19 protein-coding genes are annotated in these 18,314 nt (G+C 63.0%); 10 read left to right on the top strand and 9 right to left on the bottom strand.

Features of this window, described 5'->3' with window-relative positions:
- Positions 1-32: 32 nt before the first annotated feature.
- Both ACIQC5_RS15400 and ACIQC5_RS15405 read right to left on the bottom strand, forming a co-directional pair.
- Positions 33-617, bottom strand: coding sequence for a hypothetical protein (locus ACIQC5_RS15400; protein ID WP_400283998.1), 585 nt, complete (start codon positions 615-617; stop codon positions 33-35).
- Between the two features lie 9 nt (positions 618-626).
- Positions 627-1,967: an MATE family efflux transporter gene (locus ACIQC5_RS15405; protein ID WP_400284000.1), complete on the bottom strand. Its 1,341-nt coding sequence runs from the start codon at positions 1,965-1,967 to the stop codon at positions 627-629.
- Positions 1,968-2,009: 42 nt separating this feature from the next.
- Between ACIQC5_RS15405 and ACIQC5_RS15410 the strand changes: the two genes are divergently transcribed.
- Together ACIQC5_RS15410 and ACIQC5_RS15415 are read left to right on the top strand one after the other, a co-directional pair.
- A complete protein-coding gene (locus ACIQC5_RS15410; protein ID WP_400284003.1) occupies positions 2,010-2,594 on the top strand; it encodes an antibiotic biosynthesis monooxygenase in 585 nt (194 codons plus the stop codon).
- Between the two features lie 40 nt (positions 2,595-2,634).
- Positions 2,635-3,069, top strand: coding sequence for a DoxX family protein (locus ACIQC5_RS15415; RefSeq protein ID WP_400284006.1), 435 nt, complete (start codon positions 2,635-2,637; stop codon positions 3,067-3,069).
- Between the two features lie 150 nt (positions 3,070-3,219).
- On the opposite strand, the gene aztD is transcribed toward ACIQC5_RS15415, so the two are convergent.
- Positions 3,220-4,521, bottom strand: a complete 1,302-nt coding sequence (gene aztD, locus ACIQC5_RS15420) for a zinc metallochaperone AztD (protein ID WP_400284009.1) — start codon at positions 4,519-4,521, stop codon at positions 3,220-3,222.
- Positions 4,522-4,715: 194 nt separating this feature from the next.
- Here aztD and ACIQC5_RS15425 point away from each other — a divergent pair, with 194 nt between their 5' ends.
- The gene (locus ACIQC5_RS15425; RefSeq protein WP_400284012.1) at positions 4,716-5,690 is read left to right on the top strand and encodes an acyl-CoA thioesterase; all 975 of its coding nucleotides are present in this window, start codon (positions 4,716-4,718) and stop codon (positions 5,688-5,690) included.
- A 94-nt stretch (positions 5,691-5,784) separates the two neighbouring features.
- On the opposite strand, the gene ACIQC5_RS15430 is transcribed toward ACIQC5_RS15425, so the two are convergent.
- The 4 genes from ACIQC5_RS15430 to ACIQC5_RS15445 all read right to left on the bottom strand — a co-directional run bounded on the left by ACIQC5_RS15430 (position 5,785) and on the right by ACIQC5_RS15445 (position 9,873).
- Positions 5,785-6,441 (bottom strand): GntR family transcriptional regulator, encoded by a 657-nt coding sequence (locus tag ACIQC5_RS15430; RefSeq protein WP_400284015.1) that lies wholly within the window; start codon positions 6,439-6,441, stop codon positions 5,785-5,787.
- Positions 6,442-6,562: 121 nt separating this feature from the next.
- Entirely contained in the window at positions 6,563-7,588 is a 1,026-nt protein-coding gene (locus ACIQC5_RS15435; RefSeq protein WP_400284018.1) for a transketolase family protein, read from the bottom strand.
- Entirely contained in the window at positions 7,585-8,478 is an 894-nt protein-coding gene (locus ACIQC5_RS15440) for a transketolase (protein ID WP_400284020.1), read from the bottom strand. Before ACIQC5_RS15440 ends, ACIQC5_RS15435 begins: the two co-directional genes overlap by 4 nt.
- Positions 8,479-8,535: 57 nt before the next feature.
- On the bottom strand, positions 8,536-9,873 hold the full coding sequence (locus ACIQC5_RS15445; RefSeq protein WP_400284023.1) for an MFS transporter: 1,338 nt from the start codon (positions 9,871-9,873) through the stop codon (positions 8,536-8,538).
- A gap of 204 nt (positions 9,874-10,077) precedes the next feature.
- Here ACIQC5_RS15445 and ACIQC5_RS15450 point away from each other — a divergent pair, with 204 nt between their 5' ends.
- From ACIQC5_RS15450 to ACIQC5_RS15470, 5 genes are read left to right on the top strand one after another with little or no spacing between them, the layout of a single operon-like run.
- Positions 10,078-10,920 carry a sugar phosphate isomerase/epimerase family protein gene (locus ACIQC5_RS15450; RefSeq protein ID WP_400284026.1) on the top strand — a complete coding sequence of 281 codons (843 nt, stop codon included), beginning with the start codon at positions 10,078-10,080 and terminating at the stop codon, positions 10,918-10,920.
- Positions 10,921-10,952: 32 nt separating this feature from the next.
- Positions 10,953-11,726: an SDR family NAD(P)-dependent oxidoreductase gene (locus tag ACIQC5_RS15455; RefSeq protein ID WP_400284029.1), complete on the top strand. Its 774-nt coding sequence runs from the start codon at positions 10,953-10,955 to the stop codon at positions 11,724-11,726.
- Positions 11,727-11,759: 33 nt separating this feature from the next.
- Positions 11,760-13,511 carry a dihydroxyacetone kinase family protein gene (locus ACIQC5_RS15460; protein WP_400284032.1) on the top strand — a complete coding sequence of 584 codons (1,752 nt, stop codon included), beginning with the start codon at positions 11,760-11,762 and terminating at the stop codon, positions 13,509-13,511.
- A 9-nt stretch (positions 13,512-13,520) separates the two neighbouring features.
- Positions 13,521-13,979: a ribose-5-phosphate isomerase gene (locus ACIQC5_RS15465; RefSeq protein ID WP_400284035.1), complete on the top strand. Its 459-nt coding sequence runs from the start codon at positions 13,521-13,523 to the stop codon at positions 13,977-13,979.
- A 45-nt stretch (positions 13,980-14,024) separates the two neighbouring features.
- Positions 14,025-14,843 (top strand): hypothetical protein, encoded by an 819-nt coding sequence (locus ACIQC5_RS15470; protein WP_400284038.1) that lies wholly within the window; start codon positions 14,025-14,027, stop codon positions 14,841-14,843.
- 30 nt (positions 14,844-14,873) lie between these two features.
- Here the strand turns inward: ACIQC5_RS15470 and dnaB are convergent, their stop codons facing one another.
- Positions 14,874-16,262, bottom strand: a complete 1,389-nt coding sequence (dnaB, locus tag ACIQC5_RS15475) for a replicative DNA helicase (protein ID WP_400284040.1) — start codon at positions 16,260-16,262, stop codon at positions 14,874-14,876.
- Positions 16,263-16,888: 626 nt separating this feature from the next.
- Here dnaB and ACIQC5_RS15480 point away from each other — a divergent pair.
- Together ACIQC5_RS15480 and ACIQC5_RS15485 are read left to right on the top strand one after the other, a co-directional pair.
- Entirely contained in the window at positions 16,889-17,362 is a 474-nt protein-coding gene (locus ACIQC5_RS15480) for a hypothetical protein (protein WP_400284510.1), read from the top strand.
- A gap of 7 nt (positions 17,363-17,369) precedes the next feature.
- Positions 17,370-17,945 (top strand): hypothetical protein, encoded by a 576-nt coding sequence (locus ACIQC5_RS15485; RefSeq protein ID WP_400284043.1) that lies wholly within the window; start codon positions 17,370-17,372, stop codon positions 17,943-17,945.
- 6 nt (positions 17,946-17,951) lie between these two features.
- On the opposite strand, the gene ACIQC5_RS15490 is transcribed toward ACIQC5_RS15485, so the two are convergent.
- Positions 17,952-18,314 (bottom strand): zf-TFIIB domain-containing protein, encoded by a 363-nt coding sequence (locus ACIQC5_RS15490; RefSeq protein ID WP_400284045.1) that lies wholly within the window; start codon positions 18,312-18,314, stop codon positions 17,952-17,954.

Consider the following 18,314-nt stretch of genomic DNA (forward strand, 5'->3'; position numbering starts at 1 on the left):
AAAAGTTCTACAACGAGTAGAACGTCCAGCTACTAGTTTACGGCCTCCGGGGAAGCGCCCGGCGCAGTCGCCTGGGATCCGGGTTGGGTGCCCACCTGGGCGTCGTGGCGCAAGGTCAATCCGGACAGCATCCACAGCACGCCGGTCAGAATGGCTCCGCCGCCGGCCACACCCAGCAGGGCATGGGCTCCAAGTGAAATAAAGAACGGCAATGCGGCGGCCGTGCCCACGGCAATGATTCCGGAAATGATCCAGTCGCGGGCCAGCGAGTCGCGCTTGCGGAGTCCGCGGACGAGTTCAGCAACGCCCAGAACCAGCAGGCCCAGAACCGCGGAGAGCGCGACGCCGGCATCGGACTGGGTGGCCAGCGCACCTATGCCGCCGATCGCCATCACGACAGGAACCGCCACGGGCAGGACCCGCGACATCCAGACGGAAACCGCCGTCGCCAGCAGGTACAAACCCGCGGCCCACGCGAGAATGTGAACCGACGGCGATCCCCAGAAGATCGTCACCAGACCGAACACCAGAGCAACTACTGCCCGGATCAGCACCGGTTTCCAGAGCTCAGCCATGGAGGCAGGGGGTGTCGGGGCAGGAGTCGCGGGGAGAGTCACCCGTCCAGTTTAGTGCGAACCCAGGACCATCCACCGATCCGTGCGTGCGCGCAGCCCCAAAGTAACCCCACGCGCCAGCATGTAGCCCAACGCAAACACGACCCACAGCCATACGAGCCCCGCTGCGCCGTCGGGCCGGGTCCAGTGAACGGCCGCCAGCAGCGGCAAATAGACCGCAAGATTCACGACGCCGGCAATCGCCAGATACCGCGCGTCGCCTGCGCCGATAAGGACGCCGTCCAGGACAAAAACGTAACCGGCCAGCGGTTGCCCGACGGCCAAGACCCACAGGGCGACAGTCAACGCGGAGCGGACGTCGGCGTCGGACGTGAAGAGGTAGCCCGCCCACGGCGCCGCGACGGCCAGGAGGATGCCGGTGACAACGCCGAATCCCAAGCCCCAGCGGACCATGGTGCGGGTCAGTTCACGGACCCGGCCAGCATTCCTGGCACCAAGTTCTTTACCGATCAGCGCCTGCGCAGCGATGGCCAGGGCATCCAGGGCGAAGGCCAGGAAGGAGAAGATGGTCATGGCCAACTGGTGTGCGGCCAGATTCACGGCCCCCTGCGCGGTGACCACAATGACGGTGGCAAGGATCGCAAGCCTGAGGCTGAAAGTCCGGAGCATGAGCCATGAGCCCACCTTGGTCATGGCCCGGATGCCATGCCAGTCGGGCTTCAAGGACACACCATGTTGCCGCGAGTTCCTGCCAACCATCACCAGATACACGGCTGCCATGGCCCACTGAGCGATGCTTGTGCCAATCGCCGAGCCGGCCACGGACAGGTTCAGCCCGTACACAAGGAACCAGTTCAGGCCAATGTTCACGGCGAAACCTGCCGTTGCTACGAGCAGCGGTGTCCGCGTGTCCTGAAGTCCTCGCAGCACGCCGGTGCCCGCGAAGATGAGCAGCATCGCGGCCAGGCCGGGCATGGACCAGCGAAGGTAGTCCACGGCGAATCCGCGGACCTCGCCCGTAGCTCCCATGAACCCCACCAACGGTTCAGCAGCAACAAACCCGATCACGGCGAGCAGTGCGCCGAGCAGCAAAGCGAGCCATACGCCGTCGCGCCCTGCTGCCAACGCCTTGCCCAACTTGCCGTCGCCGATCGCGCGCGCGACGGCCGGCGTCGTCGAATATGCCAAAAAGACCATAAGTCCCACGGCCGTGTGCAAAACGGTGGACGCGAGCCCAACACCGGCCAACTGGGCGACGCCGAGGTGACCGACGATTGCCGAGTCGGCCAGCAGGAATAGTGGCTCCGCGATGAGCGCACCAAAAGCAGGCACGGCCAGGCGGAGAATCTCGCGGGCATTGGAACGGGTGGGCTGCGTTGTGGTTTGAGGCACTAAACAAGGGTAGTCCGCCGGGGGCCGAGTAAATTTGAGCCCGTGTCCACCGAGCATCCCGTCACCGTTTCCGTTGCCCGCACCATCCTTCCCGGCTACACGCGGCAAGCAAATGCGTGGGCGCATGCAGGTCAGGAGCTCGCGCGCGAATGGCCCGGATATCTGGGATCCGGATGGGTTCGCACGTCTGCCGACTCGGACGAGTGGAATATGCTTTACCGCTTCGCCGACGCTGAGTCTCTGCAGGACTGGGAACAGTCCGAGGAGCGTCGCTGGTGGATCGACAGCGCGCGGGAAATGATGGAAACCACCCGCGTGGAGCGTCGCACGGGAATTGAAGGCTGGTTTGCGCAGCCCGGAGACGTCACCGTAGTGGTTCCGGAAACGGTGGTGCCGCCCCGCTGGAAGCAAGCAGTCAGTATCTTCTTGCCGTTCTTCCCGCTCAGCCTGCTGGCCAACTTCCTGCTCCACCCCGTCACGCAGGGTTGGCCGCTGGTGTTCCAAATCCTTGTCACTGTCTGCATTCTCACGCCTCTGATGACGTATATATTCCTGCCAATCACCACGCGCCTGCTGCAACCATGGCTGCAGGCGAAGCCGCGTGGGAAGCGTCACGGAACTTCTTGATTAGTTGACAGTTCAAGTTATTTCGATCAGGGTTGAAGCTATGAACAAGTCCAGCTTGACCACCACAGCCCTGACCATCCTGCGCGTCATTGCAGGATTCCTCTTCGCCGCGCACGGTTGGCAGAAGTTCAACGAATTCACCATCCCCGGCACACAGGCCGCGTTCACTCAGATGGGCGTGCCTGGCGCTTCGGTGATTGCACCCATCGTCGCCACCCTGGAACTCGTGGGCGGCATCGCGCTGATCCTCGGCCTCCTGACCCGCGTCTTCGCAGCCCTCCTGGCCATCGACATGCTGGGCGCCCTGCTCCTCGTTCACGCGCCGGCCGGAATCTTCGTCGGCAACGGCGGGTACGAACTCGTCCTCCTCTTCGCCGGCGCAGCCCTGGCACTCGCCCTCGCCGGAGCAGGCAGGATCTCCGCCGACAACGCGCTCTTCGGCCGTTCCGCCAGCAAGCTCCGCGTCCTCGCGTAAGCGCCCCCAACCCCCGACGTTCTCTCACATCCCACCTGTTCTGGCCGGACGTTCTCTCACTTTCTTTAGAAGAGTGAGAGAACGTCGGCGTTTAAGGGTCACGATGTGAGAGAACGTCGGCGTTTAAGGGTCACGATGTGAGACAGCGCTCTAGCCTTCGACGCCGGTCAACTCGTTCGGGACGTGCTCAAGCTGCACGGACTTCTTCACCTTGCCTGTTTTCAAGTCCACCGCATGAATAGTTTGCGTCGCAGGTTCGGTGACGAACGCCGTCGAGCCTTGAACAAACAGCGTGGGGCGCGGGTCCTGCCAGGTTTCAGACTCCTCCCAAGCTGCAACCACGGGGATGGCCGAGGTTACGGCTCCCGAGAGCGGGTCGATGACGCGCAGGCCGCCGTCAGTTCCGAGGACCAGCGCTTCACCCGAAGGTCCGCGGCCCAGCGAGCGGAACGAGTAGCTGGTTCCAATATCCACAAGCTGGAGGGTTGCGGTTTCAGTGTTGACCAGGGAAATGCGCGTGGGCCGCTCCAGCTCAGCGGCCTTGTCCACTTTGTAGTCGCCAAGGATCACGGGCGACTTCTCCGAGCCCGCCTGGTTACCCATGCGCCCATATGCGTCCGGGCTTGCGACCTTGGTGATGGCTCCGTCCTTGTAGATCAGCATGCCGTTTTCGCAGCCGACCACCACTGCTTCTTCTGCAGCAACTGCTTCACCGTGCACACCAGGGCAGTCTTCGTTGCGAGCGATTTCCTTGCGTTCTTGGCCCTTGCCGGTTTCCAGGACAGCGATGCCGGTTCGGCCCTCGTCGTTGCCCAGGGTGACCAGCAGCTTGCCGTCCTCCAACTCCACTGCGACGCCGTGGTGAGCCTCGGCCGTGGTGTAAACGTCGGTGGCGGGCAGCTTGCCACGGACGGCAGCGTCGCCCAGGGCGCTGGATTCGAAGGTTTCCACTTTGCCGGAGCCGTCACTGAACAGCACAGTCTTGTCAGCGTGCCGAACCACATGCCCGGCCTTGTTTGCCTCAAACGCCAACTCGGTCAGCTTGGGATCGTCGGCATAGTGGTGGCTGTGGTCGCCGTGCGGCTCCGTCCACGCACCAGTGTCGAAAACGCGGAACGCGTCGCCCGTGGACACCAGGACATGCCGGCCGTCACCTGCAGGGTTCAGCCGGTTGAAACCGGACAATTCCGCACTTCCCACCGCCTTCAGCGTGGTCGCGTCGAGAACTGAAATGCCGGCGTCATGCGTGTAAACGAGCCTCGGAGTCGGCGCGCCCGCCTCCTTGGGACCGGACTTTTCGCTACTGGAAGCGGCGGGCGCGGCCGGACCGCCTGGAGAGGCGCAGCCGGTCAAAAGAAGGGCAGAAAGCCCGACGGCGGCAAGCGGTTTAGCGCGGAATCGACGTTTGCGGGTGGTCGGGGCAGGGGGCATGAGGGTTACGTGATGAGGCATGGGTTAAATGATATTGATTCTCATTTATGTATCAAATTGGATGCCTCATGTTTCGTCGTGGGTCGGTCCATTTCGGTGGCTTACTGCGCATTCGATGGTTCGCCCGGCATTGTGCACAGCCCGCCATCGAATCGGCGAGACAGGCAGTCTTCTTAAGACACGTAACAGAAACCCGCCAACAGTAAACTGCGAGCATGAGCGAGACTGCCACCAACTCCGTAACCCTCCGTTTCCTCGCCGCCCCCATGGACGTGGGCCACAGTGGATCCGTCGACGCCGGCACCGTCCTGGAGTGGGTGGACAAGGCTGCTTACGCGGCGGCCGTTGGTTGGGCGAAGTCCTATTGCGTGACGGCCTACGTGGGCAACATCCACTTCGCAGACCCCGTCAACATCGGCGACATGGTGGAGGTGACATCCACCATCGTCTACACCGGCCGCTCCTCCATGCACATCCACACCGTGGTCAGTTCGCGCAATCCCAAGGGCGGGCCGGAGACGATGCACAGCCAGTGCATGGTGATCTTCGTGGCCGTGGGCCCTGACGGCAAGCCGATTCCTGTGCCACAGTTCGAGCCTTCCACGCCGGAGGAGATCGAGCAGCGGGACCACGCACTGGCGCGCATTGCTGTCCGCGAGCAGATCGTCAATGCCATGAACGCCCAGGAATATACCGACGCCGGTACGGCCGAGCGCGTCGTCCTGCGGTTCATGGCGTCCCCCACTGACGTGAACTGGGGCGGCAAGGTCCACGGTGGAATCGTCATGAAATGGATCGATGAGGCGGCATACGTGTGCGCCTCCCGCTACTGCGGCAAGGACACCGTCGCCGTCTTCTCTGGTGGCGTGCGTTTCTACCGGCCGCTGCTGATCGGCCACGTAGTGGAAGTGGAAGCACGCCTCGTCTACACCGGCGGAAAGGGCATGCACATCGCGGTCCACGTCCGCTCCGGCGATCCCAAGTCCCGCGAGATGAACCTGACAACGTACTGCCTCACCGTCATGGTGGCCCGCGACGAAACCGGAACAGCCGTACCGATCCCTACTTGGGTTCCTGTGTCAGAAGAGGACGAGAAGCTGCACGCGCACGCCAGGGAATTGCTGGAGATCCGCGGGCGGGCACCGGGAAACCGGCTGCCGGATCACTTGCTGAAGGCGGCGGGCAACTAGTTCGAGGAGGTAGAGGTTGACGTCGTCACCGCGTTCGCTCAGCTAGACGGGCTGACCAATGCGGTGACCCTACACGCCTACCCACTAATTCGTACTACCCCACCAAATTCTCCGCCGCACCATCCATGTGCGAAATGATGGTTTCCCGCGCCTTGGCGGCATTCCCGGTTTCGATCGCAGCGACAATGTCGTGATGCCGGCCCACGCTCATGTTCCGCGTGGCGCGTTCCAGCCCGGCGAACATGATGGACATGCGAATGGAGCCTTCAAGGGACTCCCAGGAGTGGAGCAGGGTTTCGTTCCCGGACAGGCGGCAAAGGGTGCGGTGGAATTCAAGGTCGGATTCGATCCGCTCCTCCAAAGACGACTTCGCGGCTTTGTCCATATTGTCGACGGCGGCACGCAGCTCGGCGAGGGCTGCCTCCTTGTCGGGCATCTCGCTGAGGGTTCGGGCGGCCAAGGACTCGAGTACTCCGCGGACAGAGAAGATGTCCCGGATTTCCTTGACGTCCAGGTGTCGCACGGAGAGGCGGCCCCGGGCCCCAGCGGAGACCAGGCCTTCCTGTTCCAGCTGCCGCAAGGCCTCGCGGAGCGTGCCGCGGCTGATCTGGAGCATTTCGGACAGTTCGGTTTCCACCAAGTGCCGCCCAGGCTCGAGTTCACCGCTGGTGATCGCACTCCGCAGAGCGGCGAGTGCCTGTTCGCGCAGGCTCTTCTTCTCCAGTCCCAACAGGGAAGCTGTGGCGGCCATGGTGTGTCCTCAAATTCTATGGGCGACTGCTGACAGTCCGGTGTTAACTGTTGATACTACGGGCACGAGTGCGGGACCGGCAGTCACTGCCAGCCCCGCACTCTCAACCAGAACAAGATATTCAGCCGAGCTCCGCAAGCACCTTCGCCACGATCCGGTCAACAGACAGCCCGTACCGCTCGTGCAGCGTCGGCAGCGCCCCGGCGTCGAGGAATTGGTCCGGAAGCGCGATGGGAACCACTCGCTTCCCCAGGCCGGCGGTTACGACGGCGGACGCAACGGTTTCGAACAGGCCGCCAACAACCGTGTGGTTCTCGAGCGTTATGGCAAGCCGGTCAGTGTTCAGCTCGGCCAACACAGTGCGAGAGTCGAACGGCTTGATGGTGGGCGTGTGCACCACAGCCACATCCACGTTGTGCTTAGCAAGCGCATCCGCAGCCTGCAGGGCACGCATGGTCATCAGACCCGAGGATACGAACACGACGTCGTTGCCGCCTCGCAGGACCTTGGCCTTGCCGAGCTCAAACGTGTAGTCGTACTCATCCAGGACGGTGGGCACGTTGCCGCGCAGCAAGCGCAGGTACGTTGGCCCATCCGAGGCCGCCAGCTGCGGAACAGCCTGCTCAATGTCCACGGAGTCGCAGGGATCCACGATGGTCAGGTTGGGCATGCCGCGGAAGATCGCCATGTCCTCGGTGGCCTGGTGGCTCGGTCCGTAGCCCGTGGTCAGGCCGGGAAGCCCACCAACAATGTTGACGTTGAGGTTCGGCTCGGCGATATCCAGGCACAGGAAGTCGTACGCGCGGCGAGCGGCGAACACCGAATACGTAGACGCGAACGGAATCAGCCCCGTCTCGGCCATACCCGCCGCGGCTCCGAAAAGGAGCTGCTCCGCCATGCCCATTTGGAAGAACCGCTCCGGGAAGGCCTTGGCGAAGATATGCATGTCCGTGTACTTACCAAGATCGGCAGTGAGGCCAACAATCCTTGGATTGGCCTCAGCCGCCGCCACGAGCGCGTGCCCAAAGGGGGCTGAGGTGGTCTTCTGGCCCGGATCGGCGAAGGACGCGATCATGGCGGAGGTCTTCAGCTTGGGTTTGGCTGCCGAAGCGGCGGCGGCACCCGCCGCCGTCGTAAGTGTGCTCATGCTGAAGCCGTCCCTTCGTATCCTGCGGTCAGCTGCTCCCGGCAGATCTGCCATTCGTGTTCTTCAATGCGCATGAAGTGCGCCTTTTCGCGGGTTTCCAGCAGCGGTACGCCGCGTCCAACTTTGGTATCGCAGAGGATCACTGATGGCCGCCCGACCGCAGCTGACTGCGAACTGATGTTGTCGAACGCTGCCAGCAGCGCACCGACGTCGTTACCGTCCACCCGCTGCGTGTACCAACCGAACGACTCCCACTTCTCGGTCACCGGTTCGGTGCGGAGCACGGTATCCGTGGCGCCATCGGCCTGGAGGGCGTTGATGTCCACCATGGCGGTCAAATTTCCGAGCTGGTGGTGGTGCGCACCCATGGCGGCCTCCCACGTGGAGCCCTCATCCAACTCACCATCGGAGAGGAAGTTGATCACGCGGGACGCAGAGCCCTGAAGACGCAGGCCCAAAGCCATTCCGACGGCGATCGTCAGGCCATGGCCCAGAGAACCGCCTGAGATCTCCATGCCCGGTGTGTAGGTGGACATACCGGACATCGGGAGGCGGGAATCGTCGGAGCCGTACGTTTCGAGCTCCGCGACAGGCACGATTCCTGCTTCGGCCAACGCCGCGTAGTGGCCGATTGCGTAGTGGCCCGTAGAGAGAAGGAAGCGGTCGCGTCCCTCCCAGTGCGGGTCTTCGGCACGGTATGTCAGCTGGTCGGCGTAGACGGCAGCCAGCATGTCAGCGGCGCCGAGGGCCTGGCCAACGTAACCCTGGCCTTGGACCTCGCCCATGGTCAGGGCGTGGTGGCGGATTCGGTAGGCGGCGGCACGAATGCGCTCTACCCGCTCGGGCGTGGGGGCGGCGGCCGGAGCTGTTTCAACTGATGAGAGAGTCACTGGTTTCCTTCCGGAGCCGGACGCGCACCGAAGAACGCGTCCGACGTCGAGGGTGCTTTAGGCGTTCACCGTCTGGGGAGTTTTGCTGGCGGCTTCTTCGGCGAGGGCTCGCTCGCGCTTGCCCCACGTTTCCTTGGTGATGAGGGCTGCCCAGAGGCCGATCGCTGCGTAGATGCTGAAGAGCAGAGCCGGTCCCACCCAGCCGAAGCTGACGAACAACAGCGTGGTGACGAACGGCGTGAAGCCTGAAACCATCGCCGAGATTTGGTAGGCCAGCGAAGCACCCGATGAGCGGGTCTTGGCCTGGAAGAGTTCCGGGAACCATGCTCCCTGGGCACCGGCGAGGGAGTTCTGGCAGACGGCATAGGCGACCACGATGGTGGCAATGATGAGGATGAACAGTCCGGTGTTGACCAGCAGGAACATCGGGATGCCGAACAGTACTGCGAAGGCGGTGGACCAGATGTAGACGGGCCGGCGACCCACGCGGTCAGTCAGCTTGCCCCAAGCGTAGGTGGCGAAGATGCCGATGCCAGCAGCGATGCAGAGGGCAACCAGTGTCTGTGTCTTGTCCGCCATCTTGGTGCTGTGCAAGTACGAAATCATGTACGTGACGGACACTGCATAACCGGCGGTTTCGGCGATACGGAGGCCGATGCCGCGTACGATGTTGCGCCAGTCGGTCTTGATGACCTCGACGATCGGGGACTTCACGATGTCGCCCTTGGATTTGACGTCCTCGAACACCGGCGACTCGGGAACCTTGGAGCGGATGATGAGGCCCACGGCAACCAGGACGATGCTTGCCAGGAACGGCACGCGCCAGGCCCATTCACTGCCCAGGCCCACGCTGCTGAGGAAGACGAGGTTTGCAAGAAGCAGCCCAACCGGGAAGCCGGCCTGCACGATTCCTGTGAACTGGCCCTTCTTCCGCCATGGCGCGTGCTCGTAGCTCATCAGGATGGCGCCGCCCCATTCCGCGCCGAAGGCCAGGCCCTGGATGATGCGGACGATCACCAGGAGCGCGGGCGCGAGGAGGCCAACCTGCTGGTAGGTGGGCAGAAGGCCGATGGCGAAGGTTGCCAGGCCCATCAGGATGAGCGAAGCCACCAGGACCGGCTTGCGGCCGAGCTTGTCGCCGAGGTGGCCACCTATGATGCCACCCAAGGGACGGGCAGCGAAGCCGACGCCGAGGGTCGCGAAGGAGGCCAGGGTGCCAGTCACCGGGTCGGCGCCCGGGAAGAACGCTGTACCGAAGTACAGTGCCGCGGCGGTGCCGAAACCGATGAAATCGTAGGTTTCGATGACTGCGCCAACGCCAGAACCGACGGCGACGCGCTTTGCTTCCTTGGTTCCATGAACCGGACCACGCATGGTCAGAGCTTCATTGCTCATTTGTGTATTTCCCTTTCGAAGAGTGAGGCGCTTCTTCGGCAACTCCACTGTCGACAGTCAACATAATACGTCAACTGTGACCGAGGACACCAGCAATGTCAACAGTCAACTCCAAAGGTTGACTGTTAACAGTCAACCCAGTTAACGTGGTGTCCATCACTAAGGCCTTCGCTGGCGAGGGCCCCAACTTGAGGATCAACGACGATGTTCCATCACCGACTGGGCTGTTCTTCCATCAGCTTCCGCCACCAGGATTTGGCGACGGCCCTGCAAACCATGGGCGGCCTCGGCTTCGAAGAAATCGACCTTGGCGCGCTGCCCGGCGTTTGCGACCATGTGCCCTACGTACTGGACGCTGAGGCAGTCGAGACGGTTGCCGCCGTCGTCAATAACCCGGGCCTGCGCGTCCGCTCGGTAAACGGCGACGTCGGGGACCTGAACGCAGTGCTCGACGGCGGTGCGCAGGAAGCGCGCGATCGGCACCTGGAGATGCTGCTCGCTTTGGCGGCAAAGACCGGCGCGAAGGCTCTGGTCCTGCCGTGCGGCGCGATCGACCATGACCCAGTGAAGAGCTTGGAAGAGGACATCAACGCTGTGGCAGCTCAACTGATCCACGCGTCTGCTCGCGCCAAAGAGTTCGGCGTCGAGCTGTGGACCGAATCCCTGCACTACTACCGGTTGTGCTGGAACACGGAGCGCGCCCAACTGCTCGCCGATCGCTTGGCGGGCTCCGACGTCGGAATCGTCATGGACTTCAGCCACATCGTCGCCTCCGGAGGCGACCCCGTGGACTTCGTTGGTCGCTTCTCCGCCAGCATCAAACACGTGCACTTACGAGACGCTGTGTCCGCCACGGAAGACGAGCCGGGGAACATCAACCTCAGCATCGGCAATGGCAAGGCCGACTTCGCTGCCGGACTCGCAGCCCTGCGGGAAGTTGGCTACACCGGCCACTTCTCCCTGGAGCTCGAAACCCGGGACGTCACCCATGATGAACGCCCGGCAGCCGCAGCCAAAGCTGCCAGTTACATCACAGACCTCATCTGAACTTTTCCAACAACCACCCTTCAAGGAGCACCATGACCACTATCCAGCGCACCGCCGTCCTCACCGGAGCTACCTCAGATCGCGGCATCGGCCTGACCACCGCCCGCCGCTACGCCAACCAAGGCTGGGGCATCGTCATTCTGGACCTCGACGGAGAGAAGTCCGCCAAGGTTGCCGCGGAGATCGCCAACGAATTCAACGTCCCCGCGTTCGGCTACGAAATCGACGTGGCCAACGAAGCCTCAGTCACCGCGGCCCAGTCAGCCGTAGCCGCGGAAGTTGCCGCCGGGAACCTCCCGCCAGTGGGCGCCCTGGCCAACATCGCCGGCATCACCTCCCCCGTTCCGTTCCTGGAAACCACCCTTGAGCTGTGGCACAAGGTCATGGACGTCAACGCCACCGGCACGTACCTGGTCACCAAGGCATTCCTGCCGGACATGATCGCCAACGGCTGGGGCCGCATCGTCAACATGTCCTCGGTCTCGGCCCAGCGCGGCGGCGGCGTGTTCGGCAAGGTTCCCTACTCCGCGGCCAAGGCCGCCATCCTCGGCTTCACCAAGGCACTTGCCCGTGAAATCGGCGAAACCGGCGTGACCGTCAACGCCATCACTCCCGGCGCCGTGGACACCAACATCCGCGTCGGCAGCACCCAGGAACAGGAAGACGCCATCAACGCCGGCATCCCCCTGGGCCGCAACGCCACCACCGAGGAAGTTGCCGCCGTCATCACGTTCCTCTCCTCCGAGGACTCCGCTTACCTGACCGGCACCACCGTCGACATCAACGGCGGCAGCCACATCCACTAATTCGAGCTGCTCGAAGGAAACCCAGGACCCACCATGACCAGAATCTTCAACGATCCCGCCGACTTCGCTGACGAAGCTCTCGCCGGCTTCTGTGACGCCCACTCGGACCTCGTCCGCCAGGTAGAGGGCGGCGCGGTCCGCCGCGGCCGCCCGGCAGCACCGAAGGTCGCCGTCATCACCGGCGGCGGCTCCGGACACTACCCGGCCTTCGCAGGCATCATCGGACCGGGCTTCGCTGACGGCGCCGTGGTGGGCAACATCTTCACTTCGCCCTCCACCCAGCAGGCCTACTCCGTGGCCAAGGCTGCCAACTCAGGCGCCGGCGTCGTCTTCACATACGGCAACTACGCCGGGGATGTCATGAACTTCGGCATGGCCAGCGAACGCTTGAACGCCGAGGGCATCCCGGCGGAAAACGTGTTGGTCACGGACGACATCGCCAGTGCCTCTCCCGAGGAAATCGAGAAGCGGCGCGGTATTGCCGGGGACTTCGTGGTCTTCAAGGTCATGGGTGCGGCTGCGGAATCCGGCTTGGACCTCGCGGACGTGGTTCGCGTGGGACGCAAGGCCAACAGCCTTACCAGGACCATCGGCACGGCATTCGGTGGATGCACGTTCCCGGGCGCCGACCAGCCATTGTTCCGTCTTCCGGAGGGACAGATGGGCCTTGGCCTTGGTATCCACGGCGAGCCTGGACTGTTCGATACCGAGCTGCCGTCCGCCGTCGAGCTTGGCCAGGAGCTGGTGAAGCGCGTCCTGGCAGAAACGCCCGCGTCCGGTTCCACGCGGCTGGCCGTGATCCTCAATGGATTGGGTTCAACGAAGCATGAGGAACTGTTCGTTCTCTGGCGCACCGTTGCTCCGCTGTTGCGCGACGCCGGCTACACGCTGGTCATGCCCGAGGTCGGCGAACTGGTGACCAGCTTGGACATGGCCGGTGCGTCGCTGACCTTGACGTGGCTTGACGACGAACTTGAGGAGTACTGGACCGCTCCTGCGCTGACCCCGGCATATCGCCGCGGTGCCGTTGGATTCGGCGCAGCCAGTGCCGACGAAGGCGACGCCGACCTTTCTTCCGTCGATGCTGCCGACTATTCCTCCACAGCAGAATCGCGCGAATATGCGGCACAATGCCTTTCCGCTCTGGACGCTACCGCCGCCCTGTTGCGGGACTCCGAAACAAAACTGGGCGATATGGACGCAATCGCTGGCGACGGCGACCACGGCCGCGGCATGGTCCGCGGATCCGCGGCGGCTCTCGCAGCGGCATCTGTTGCTTATGCACGTGGAGCCGGTGCTGGTTCCTTGCTCATTGCCGCCGGCGACGCCTGGGCTGATAAGGCCGGCGGTACGTCGGGCGTTCTGTGGGGCGCCGGACTGCGCGCCTTTGGCGAGCGGCTGGGAGACGCAGAATCCCCGACGCCGGTGGTCCTCGCCGAATCTGTTCGCGCCTTCGCGGACCGCATCACAGGCCTTGGCAAGGCAGATCTTGGCGACAAGACCATGGTGGATGCTCTACTGCCGTTCGTTTCGTCGTTCGCTGCGTCCGTTGCTGCCGGATCCATGGTCGAGGAGGCATGGGCTTCCGCGGCTGACGTCTCTTCCAAGGCAGCTGCGGCCACAGCCGAACTCCGTCCGTTGAAGGGCCGCGCCCGGCCCTTGGCGGAGAAGAGCATCGGCACGCCGGATCCCGGGGCGACGTCGCTCGCCATGGTGTTTGCCGCCGTCGGGCCGCATTTCACCGCAGTTCCCGCCACAGCAAGCAACTTCGCGGCAACCAACTAGGAGAATCCCATGCGCATTATTGTGGGCGCCGACGAAGCCGGCGTTGATTACAAAGACCGCATTCTGGCCGATCTTGAGGCTGACTCCCGGGTCACAGAGGTCATCGACATCGGAGTGAACCGTGCGGACGAGGACTTTACCCGGCCGTATCCATACGTAGGCATCGCGGCCGGTGAAATGATCCGGGACGGCAAAGCCGATCGGGCAATCCTCTTCTGCGGCACGGGCATTGGCGTAGCCATTGCCGCCAACAAAGTTCCGGGCATCCGGGCTACCGCTGCGCACGATTCCTTCTCCGTGGAACGATCAATCCTGTCCAACGACTGCCAGATCCTCACCATGGGCCAGAGGGTCGTTGGTGTGGAACTGGCTCGTCGCCTGGCCAGGGAGTGGATCGGCTACGCCTTCGATCCTTCGTCCAACTCGGCAGCTAAAGTGAAGGTGCTGAGCGACTTCGAGGGCTGCTGAGCAGACCTTCGGGGTCCGGCTGTGCCGCGCTAGACTGGATCGATCATGATCGGTGCCCATTCCCGTCGTTTGGCATGGATCGTCGTGGTGGCGACCCTACTCGCGGGCTGCACTCCGGTGGTCGACGTCCGCCAAGGAACTACCGCTCCACCGATCCCGGTTTCCTCGGCACCGCCGGTTGCAGTTGAAGCTGCGCCCGCCCCGGAATCGACTCCGGTTCCAACGCCAGCCCCCGTTCCCACACCAACGCCGGCGCCGGCGCGCCAAGCGTTCGCGTTCACCCTCTATCAGGACGGGGACTTCGTTCCTCAGTACACCTTTGACTGGTGCGTTGCAGCGAGCATCCAGATCGCACACAACCTCATGGACGACACCGGGGGCGGCTCCTGGGCCGGCCGTACCCAGCAGAACGAACTGTGGGAGATGGCCCGCGCGCGGTCGTCCGACTCCTTCAATGGTGCGAACCCGTTTGGTTGGGCGAAGGTGCTGACCGACGTTGGGATGGGGCCGTACACCGTTGTCAGTATCGCCGACTACAGCCAAGCGCTCACGACGGCGGCGCGCGCCATGTCTGATACAGGCCGCCCCGTTGGGCTGGTCATGTGGAGTGGGCGCCACGCCTGGGTGATGAGCGGGTTCGAGTCGGTTGGCGATCCCCGGCAGTTCCAGGATTTCGCCGTCACCGGCATACGCGTCCTGGATCCGCTGTACCCGTACGGCAGCGGACAGTGGGGTCCTTCGCCGGCGCCCAACAGCCTGCTCACCCCCGAGCAGTTGGCGACACAATTCGTGGTCCGTGAGCCGCGACGCTGGAGCAGCGCACTGCCGGCCGGCTACCTGTTGGTTCTACCCGTTTCTGCCTGACCAGCCCGGCGCGCCGCCCGTCGCAACTACCTAGAACCCGCCGCCCCCACCTGCCGAATCGCCTGCCATGTTGGCAAAGCGCGAGTAGTGGCCTTGGAAGGCAACCACAATGTCCTTCGTGGGACCGTTACGGTGCTTGGCGATCAGGATGTCGGCCTCACCGGCGCGCGGCGATTCCTTGTCGTAGACGTCCTCACGGTGGAGCAGGATGACCATGTCGGCGTCCTGCTCAATGGAGCCGGATTCACGGAGGTCGGACACCATGGGGCGCTTGTCCTGGCGCTGCTCGGAACCACGGTTCAGCTGCGAGAGGGCGATAACCGGGACTTGGAGTTCCTTGGCGAGCAGCTTGAGTGCACGGGAGAATTCGGAAACTTCCTGCTGGCGGGACTCGACCTTCTTGCCGGAGCTCATGAGCTGGAGGTAGTCGAGGATCACGAGCTTGAGGTCGTGCTGCTGCTTCAGGCGGCGGCACTTGGCCCGGATCTCCATGAGCGACATGTTGGGGCTGTCATCGATGAACAGCGGGGCATCGTTCATGCGGCCCATGGTGGTGGCGATCTTGGACCATTGCTCGTCCTTGATGGTGCCCTTGCGAAGATCCTGCAGCCCGATGGTTGCCTCTGCGGAAAGCAGACGCATGGCGATCTCGTTCCGGCCCATTTCCAGGGAGAACATGACGGTGGCCAAGTTGTGCTTGATGGCTGCTGATCGGGCGAAGTCCAACGCGAAGGTGGACTTACCGACGGCCGGACGAGCCGCGATAACGATCATCTGGCCGGGGTGGAGGCCGTGCGTCAGCTCGTCGAGTTCGTAGAACCCGGTGGGAACGCCCACCATGCCTTCGCCGCGGTGGCCTGAGGCCTCGATTTCGTCCACCGTAGACTCCATGACGTCCTTCAACGCCACGTAATCCTCAGCAGTGCGCTTTTCTGCGACGGCATAAACCTCTGCCTGTGCCTGGTTGACGAGGTCCTCCACCTCGCCGTCCTGGCCGTATCCCATTTGGACAATCTTGGTTCCGGCGTTAACCAAGCGACGCAGTACGGCCCGCTCGGCCACGATCTCGGCGTAGTAGCCGGCGTTGGCAGCGGTGGGCACCGTCTGGATGAGCTCGTGCAGGTACGCCGGGCCACCGATGCGGTTGATCTCACCCCGCTTGGTCAGTTCGTCGGAGACGGTGACGGCGTCGGCAGGTTCACCCCGGCCGTAGAGGTCAATGATGGATTCGTAGATTGTCTCGTGCGCAGGACGGTAGAAGTCGTGGCCACGGACGATTTCGACCACATCGGCGATCGCATCCTTGGACAGCATCATGCCGCCGAGAACCGATTGCTCAGCGGGGATGTCCTGGGGAGGTTTCCGGCTCGAGTCCGAAGCCCGAGTGCCCTCGATTGAGTCCAAGTGCGTAACTGACAAAGCCGTCCTCCATTTGTGTACCGCCGCAGACAAGTAATCTCGGCGGTGCGTAAAGCGCAGGTGACCTGGGATGGAAACCCTTTGGCATCCGGACCGGCCGGGTCTGCCTGATGCTTCCACTGGGGTACGACAATTTACTGCCTCCCCGGTTTCCACAACTTATCCACAACCGAATCCCCAAGCATGTTTGCGCTCGACTGCCAGTGGGGCCGGGAAGTGAAAAATATGGCGGTTTCCATACCTGAAACAGGTACCTGAGCTACGTTAGCGCTGCTCAACGCCGTCACCAACTGAGCCCTGTGGACAACATGTGGAATACCTGCCCCACGTTGTGCACAGTCTGTGCGTTACCCTGTGGATAGAGAAATTCTTTTCTCGGAAAGTGGCCTCTGACCTGCGGAAACGTTCATCACAGGCTGTGGACTAAAAATACTTTGTCGGGAAAATCATCCACAGCCGGCAGTCCACCAACGCCTCAAGGGGCGCCTGTGACAGACGAAACATGCCGAAATTGTGATGCACAACACAAGGCGTTCCTTAATTTGACAGCAGCCTCTCGGAAGCCTATGCCCGGAATGGAATGTGCTGTGGATAACCAGGTTCTGGCATAAGCTCTAAGCATGGGGCTGAATCTTGGTGATGTGCTGATGATTGGATTGCCGCTCATCATTCTCGTGGGCGTACTGTGGGCGCTCTCGGCGGCCTTCAAACCGCGCGATACCGGCCTCTCTGACGCAGAACGTTACCAACATGAGCTGGCCGTCCGCTCCGCCGCCCACCAAGCCGCACAAGCGCAGGCTGCGCTGGCTGCCCGGGCCCGTATCACTGCGGCCACCAAGCCAAGTCAGAACGAAGCCCAACAGACCCAGCAGGTGGAGCAGAACAGGGCCGCGCTCCAGGCGCGCGCGGGGAAATCCCCATCGTCCGGCCAGGCCGGATATCAGGGCGCAGTCCTACCCAATGGGCAACTCAATCCGCAGTTTGCCCTTGAGTTGCAGAACCTCGTGCGTAGTGGCCGCAAGATCGAAGCAATCAAAGTCCTGCGCCAAGCCACCCATTCAGACTTACTCACCGCTAAGAACTACGTAGATCGGCTCTGACGACGTCATGGATTCCATCCTCATCCCGCTCCTGATCCTGATTGCGGTCATTGGCGGCGTGCTCTTGCTCCTTCGCTCGTTCAGCAAGCGCTCGGCAGAAACCAGGGCGGGCATTGCTGCTGCCAACGCGCCAAAGGACCCGGTCCAGCTCGCCAGGGAATCTGCGGCCAAGCTGAACGAGGAACAGCACCGCCGCCTATACTCATTGATCGCCCAAGGGCAGGGAATGCAAGCGATCAAGCTGTACCTGCAAGCCACCGGGGAGGGACTGCGGGCCTCGCGCGACGCCGTCGGCGCTTTGGCCGCACATCCTCAACCGTTCACGCCCGAGTCGCCTGCCCAAAATCTCATCCCTGACGACGACGATGAGCCGGAGCGGTTCCCCTACAGGTACCGCGCGATCGTCAGCAAGGGCGACGTGACGCGCGAGGTGAGCAGCAACATGCTCAACGACGAGATTTATGGTCGGATCCGGACGTTGGCCAAAAGCGGCGACATCGAGGGCGCCGCACTTGCCCTGACGCGCCACTCCGATATCAACATCAAGCAGGCCCGCGAATTCATCGAGCTCCTGGACGACTAACCGCGACTAGAAATCGAACAGATCTCCCAGGAAGCCTTCCTTCTTCTTGCGTTTACGGCCGTATTCGTCCCGGCGGTCATAGTCACCCCTGCGCTCATAATCCCGGCGGTCATAGTCGCGTCGATCGCCGCGGTCATCGTAGCGGGGTTGTTGCGGCCGCGATTCAAAGGGGTTGTAGACGGGTGGCGGTGCGATCGGAGGCTGCGGCGGGGCCGGGGCCTGCCTCGCAGGGGCCGGCATGGTTTCGGCGGCGACGCGATCAATGATCTTGTCCAGTTCACCGCGGTCCAGCCATACACCCCGGCACTGCGGGCAATAGTCAATCTCAACGCCGCTTCGTTCGCTCATCACCAGGTCAATGGAATCCAC

The sequence above is a fragment of the Paenarthrobacter sp. NPDC092416 genome (assembly GCF_044755025.1).
GTDB lineage: Bacteria > Actinomycetota > Actinomycetes > Actinomycetales > Micrococcaceae > Arthrobacter.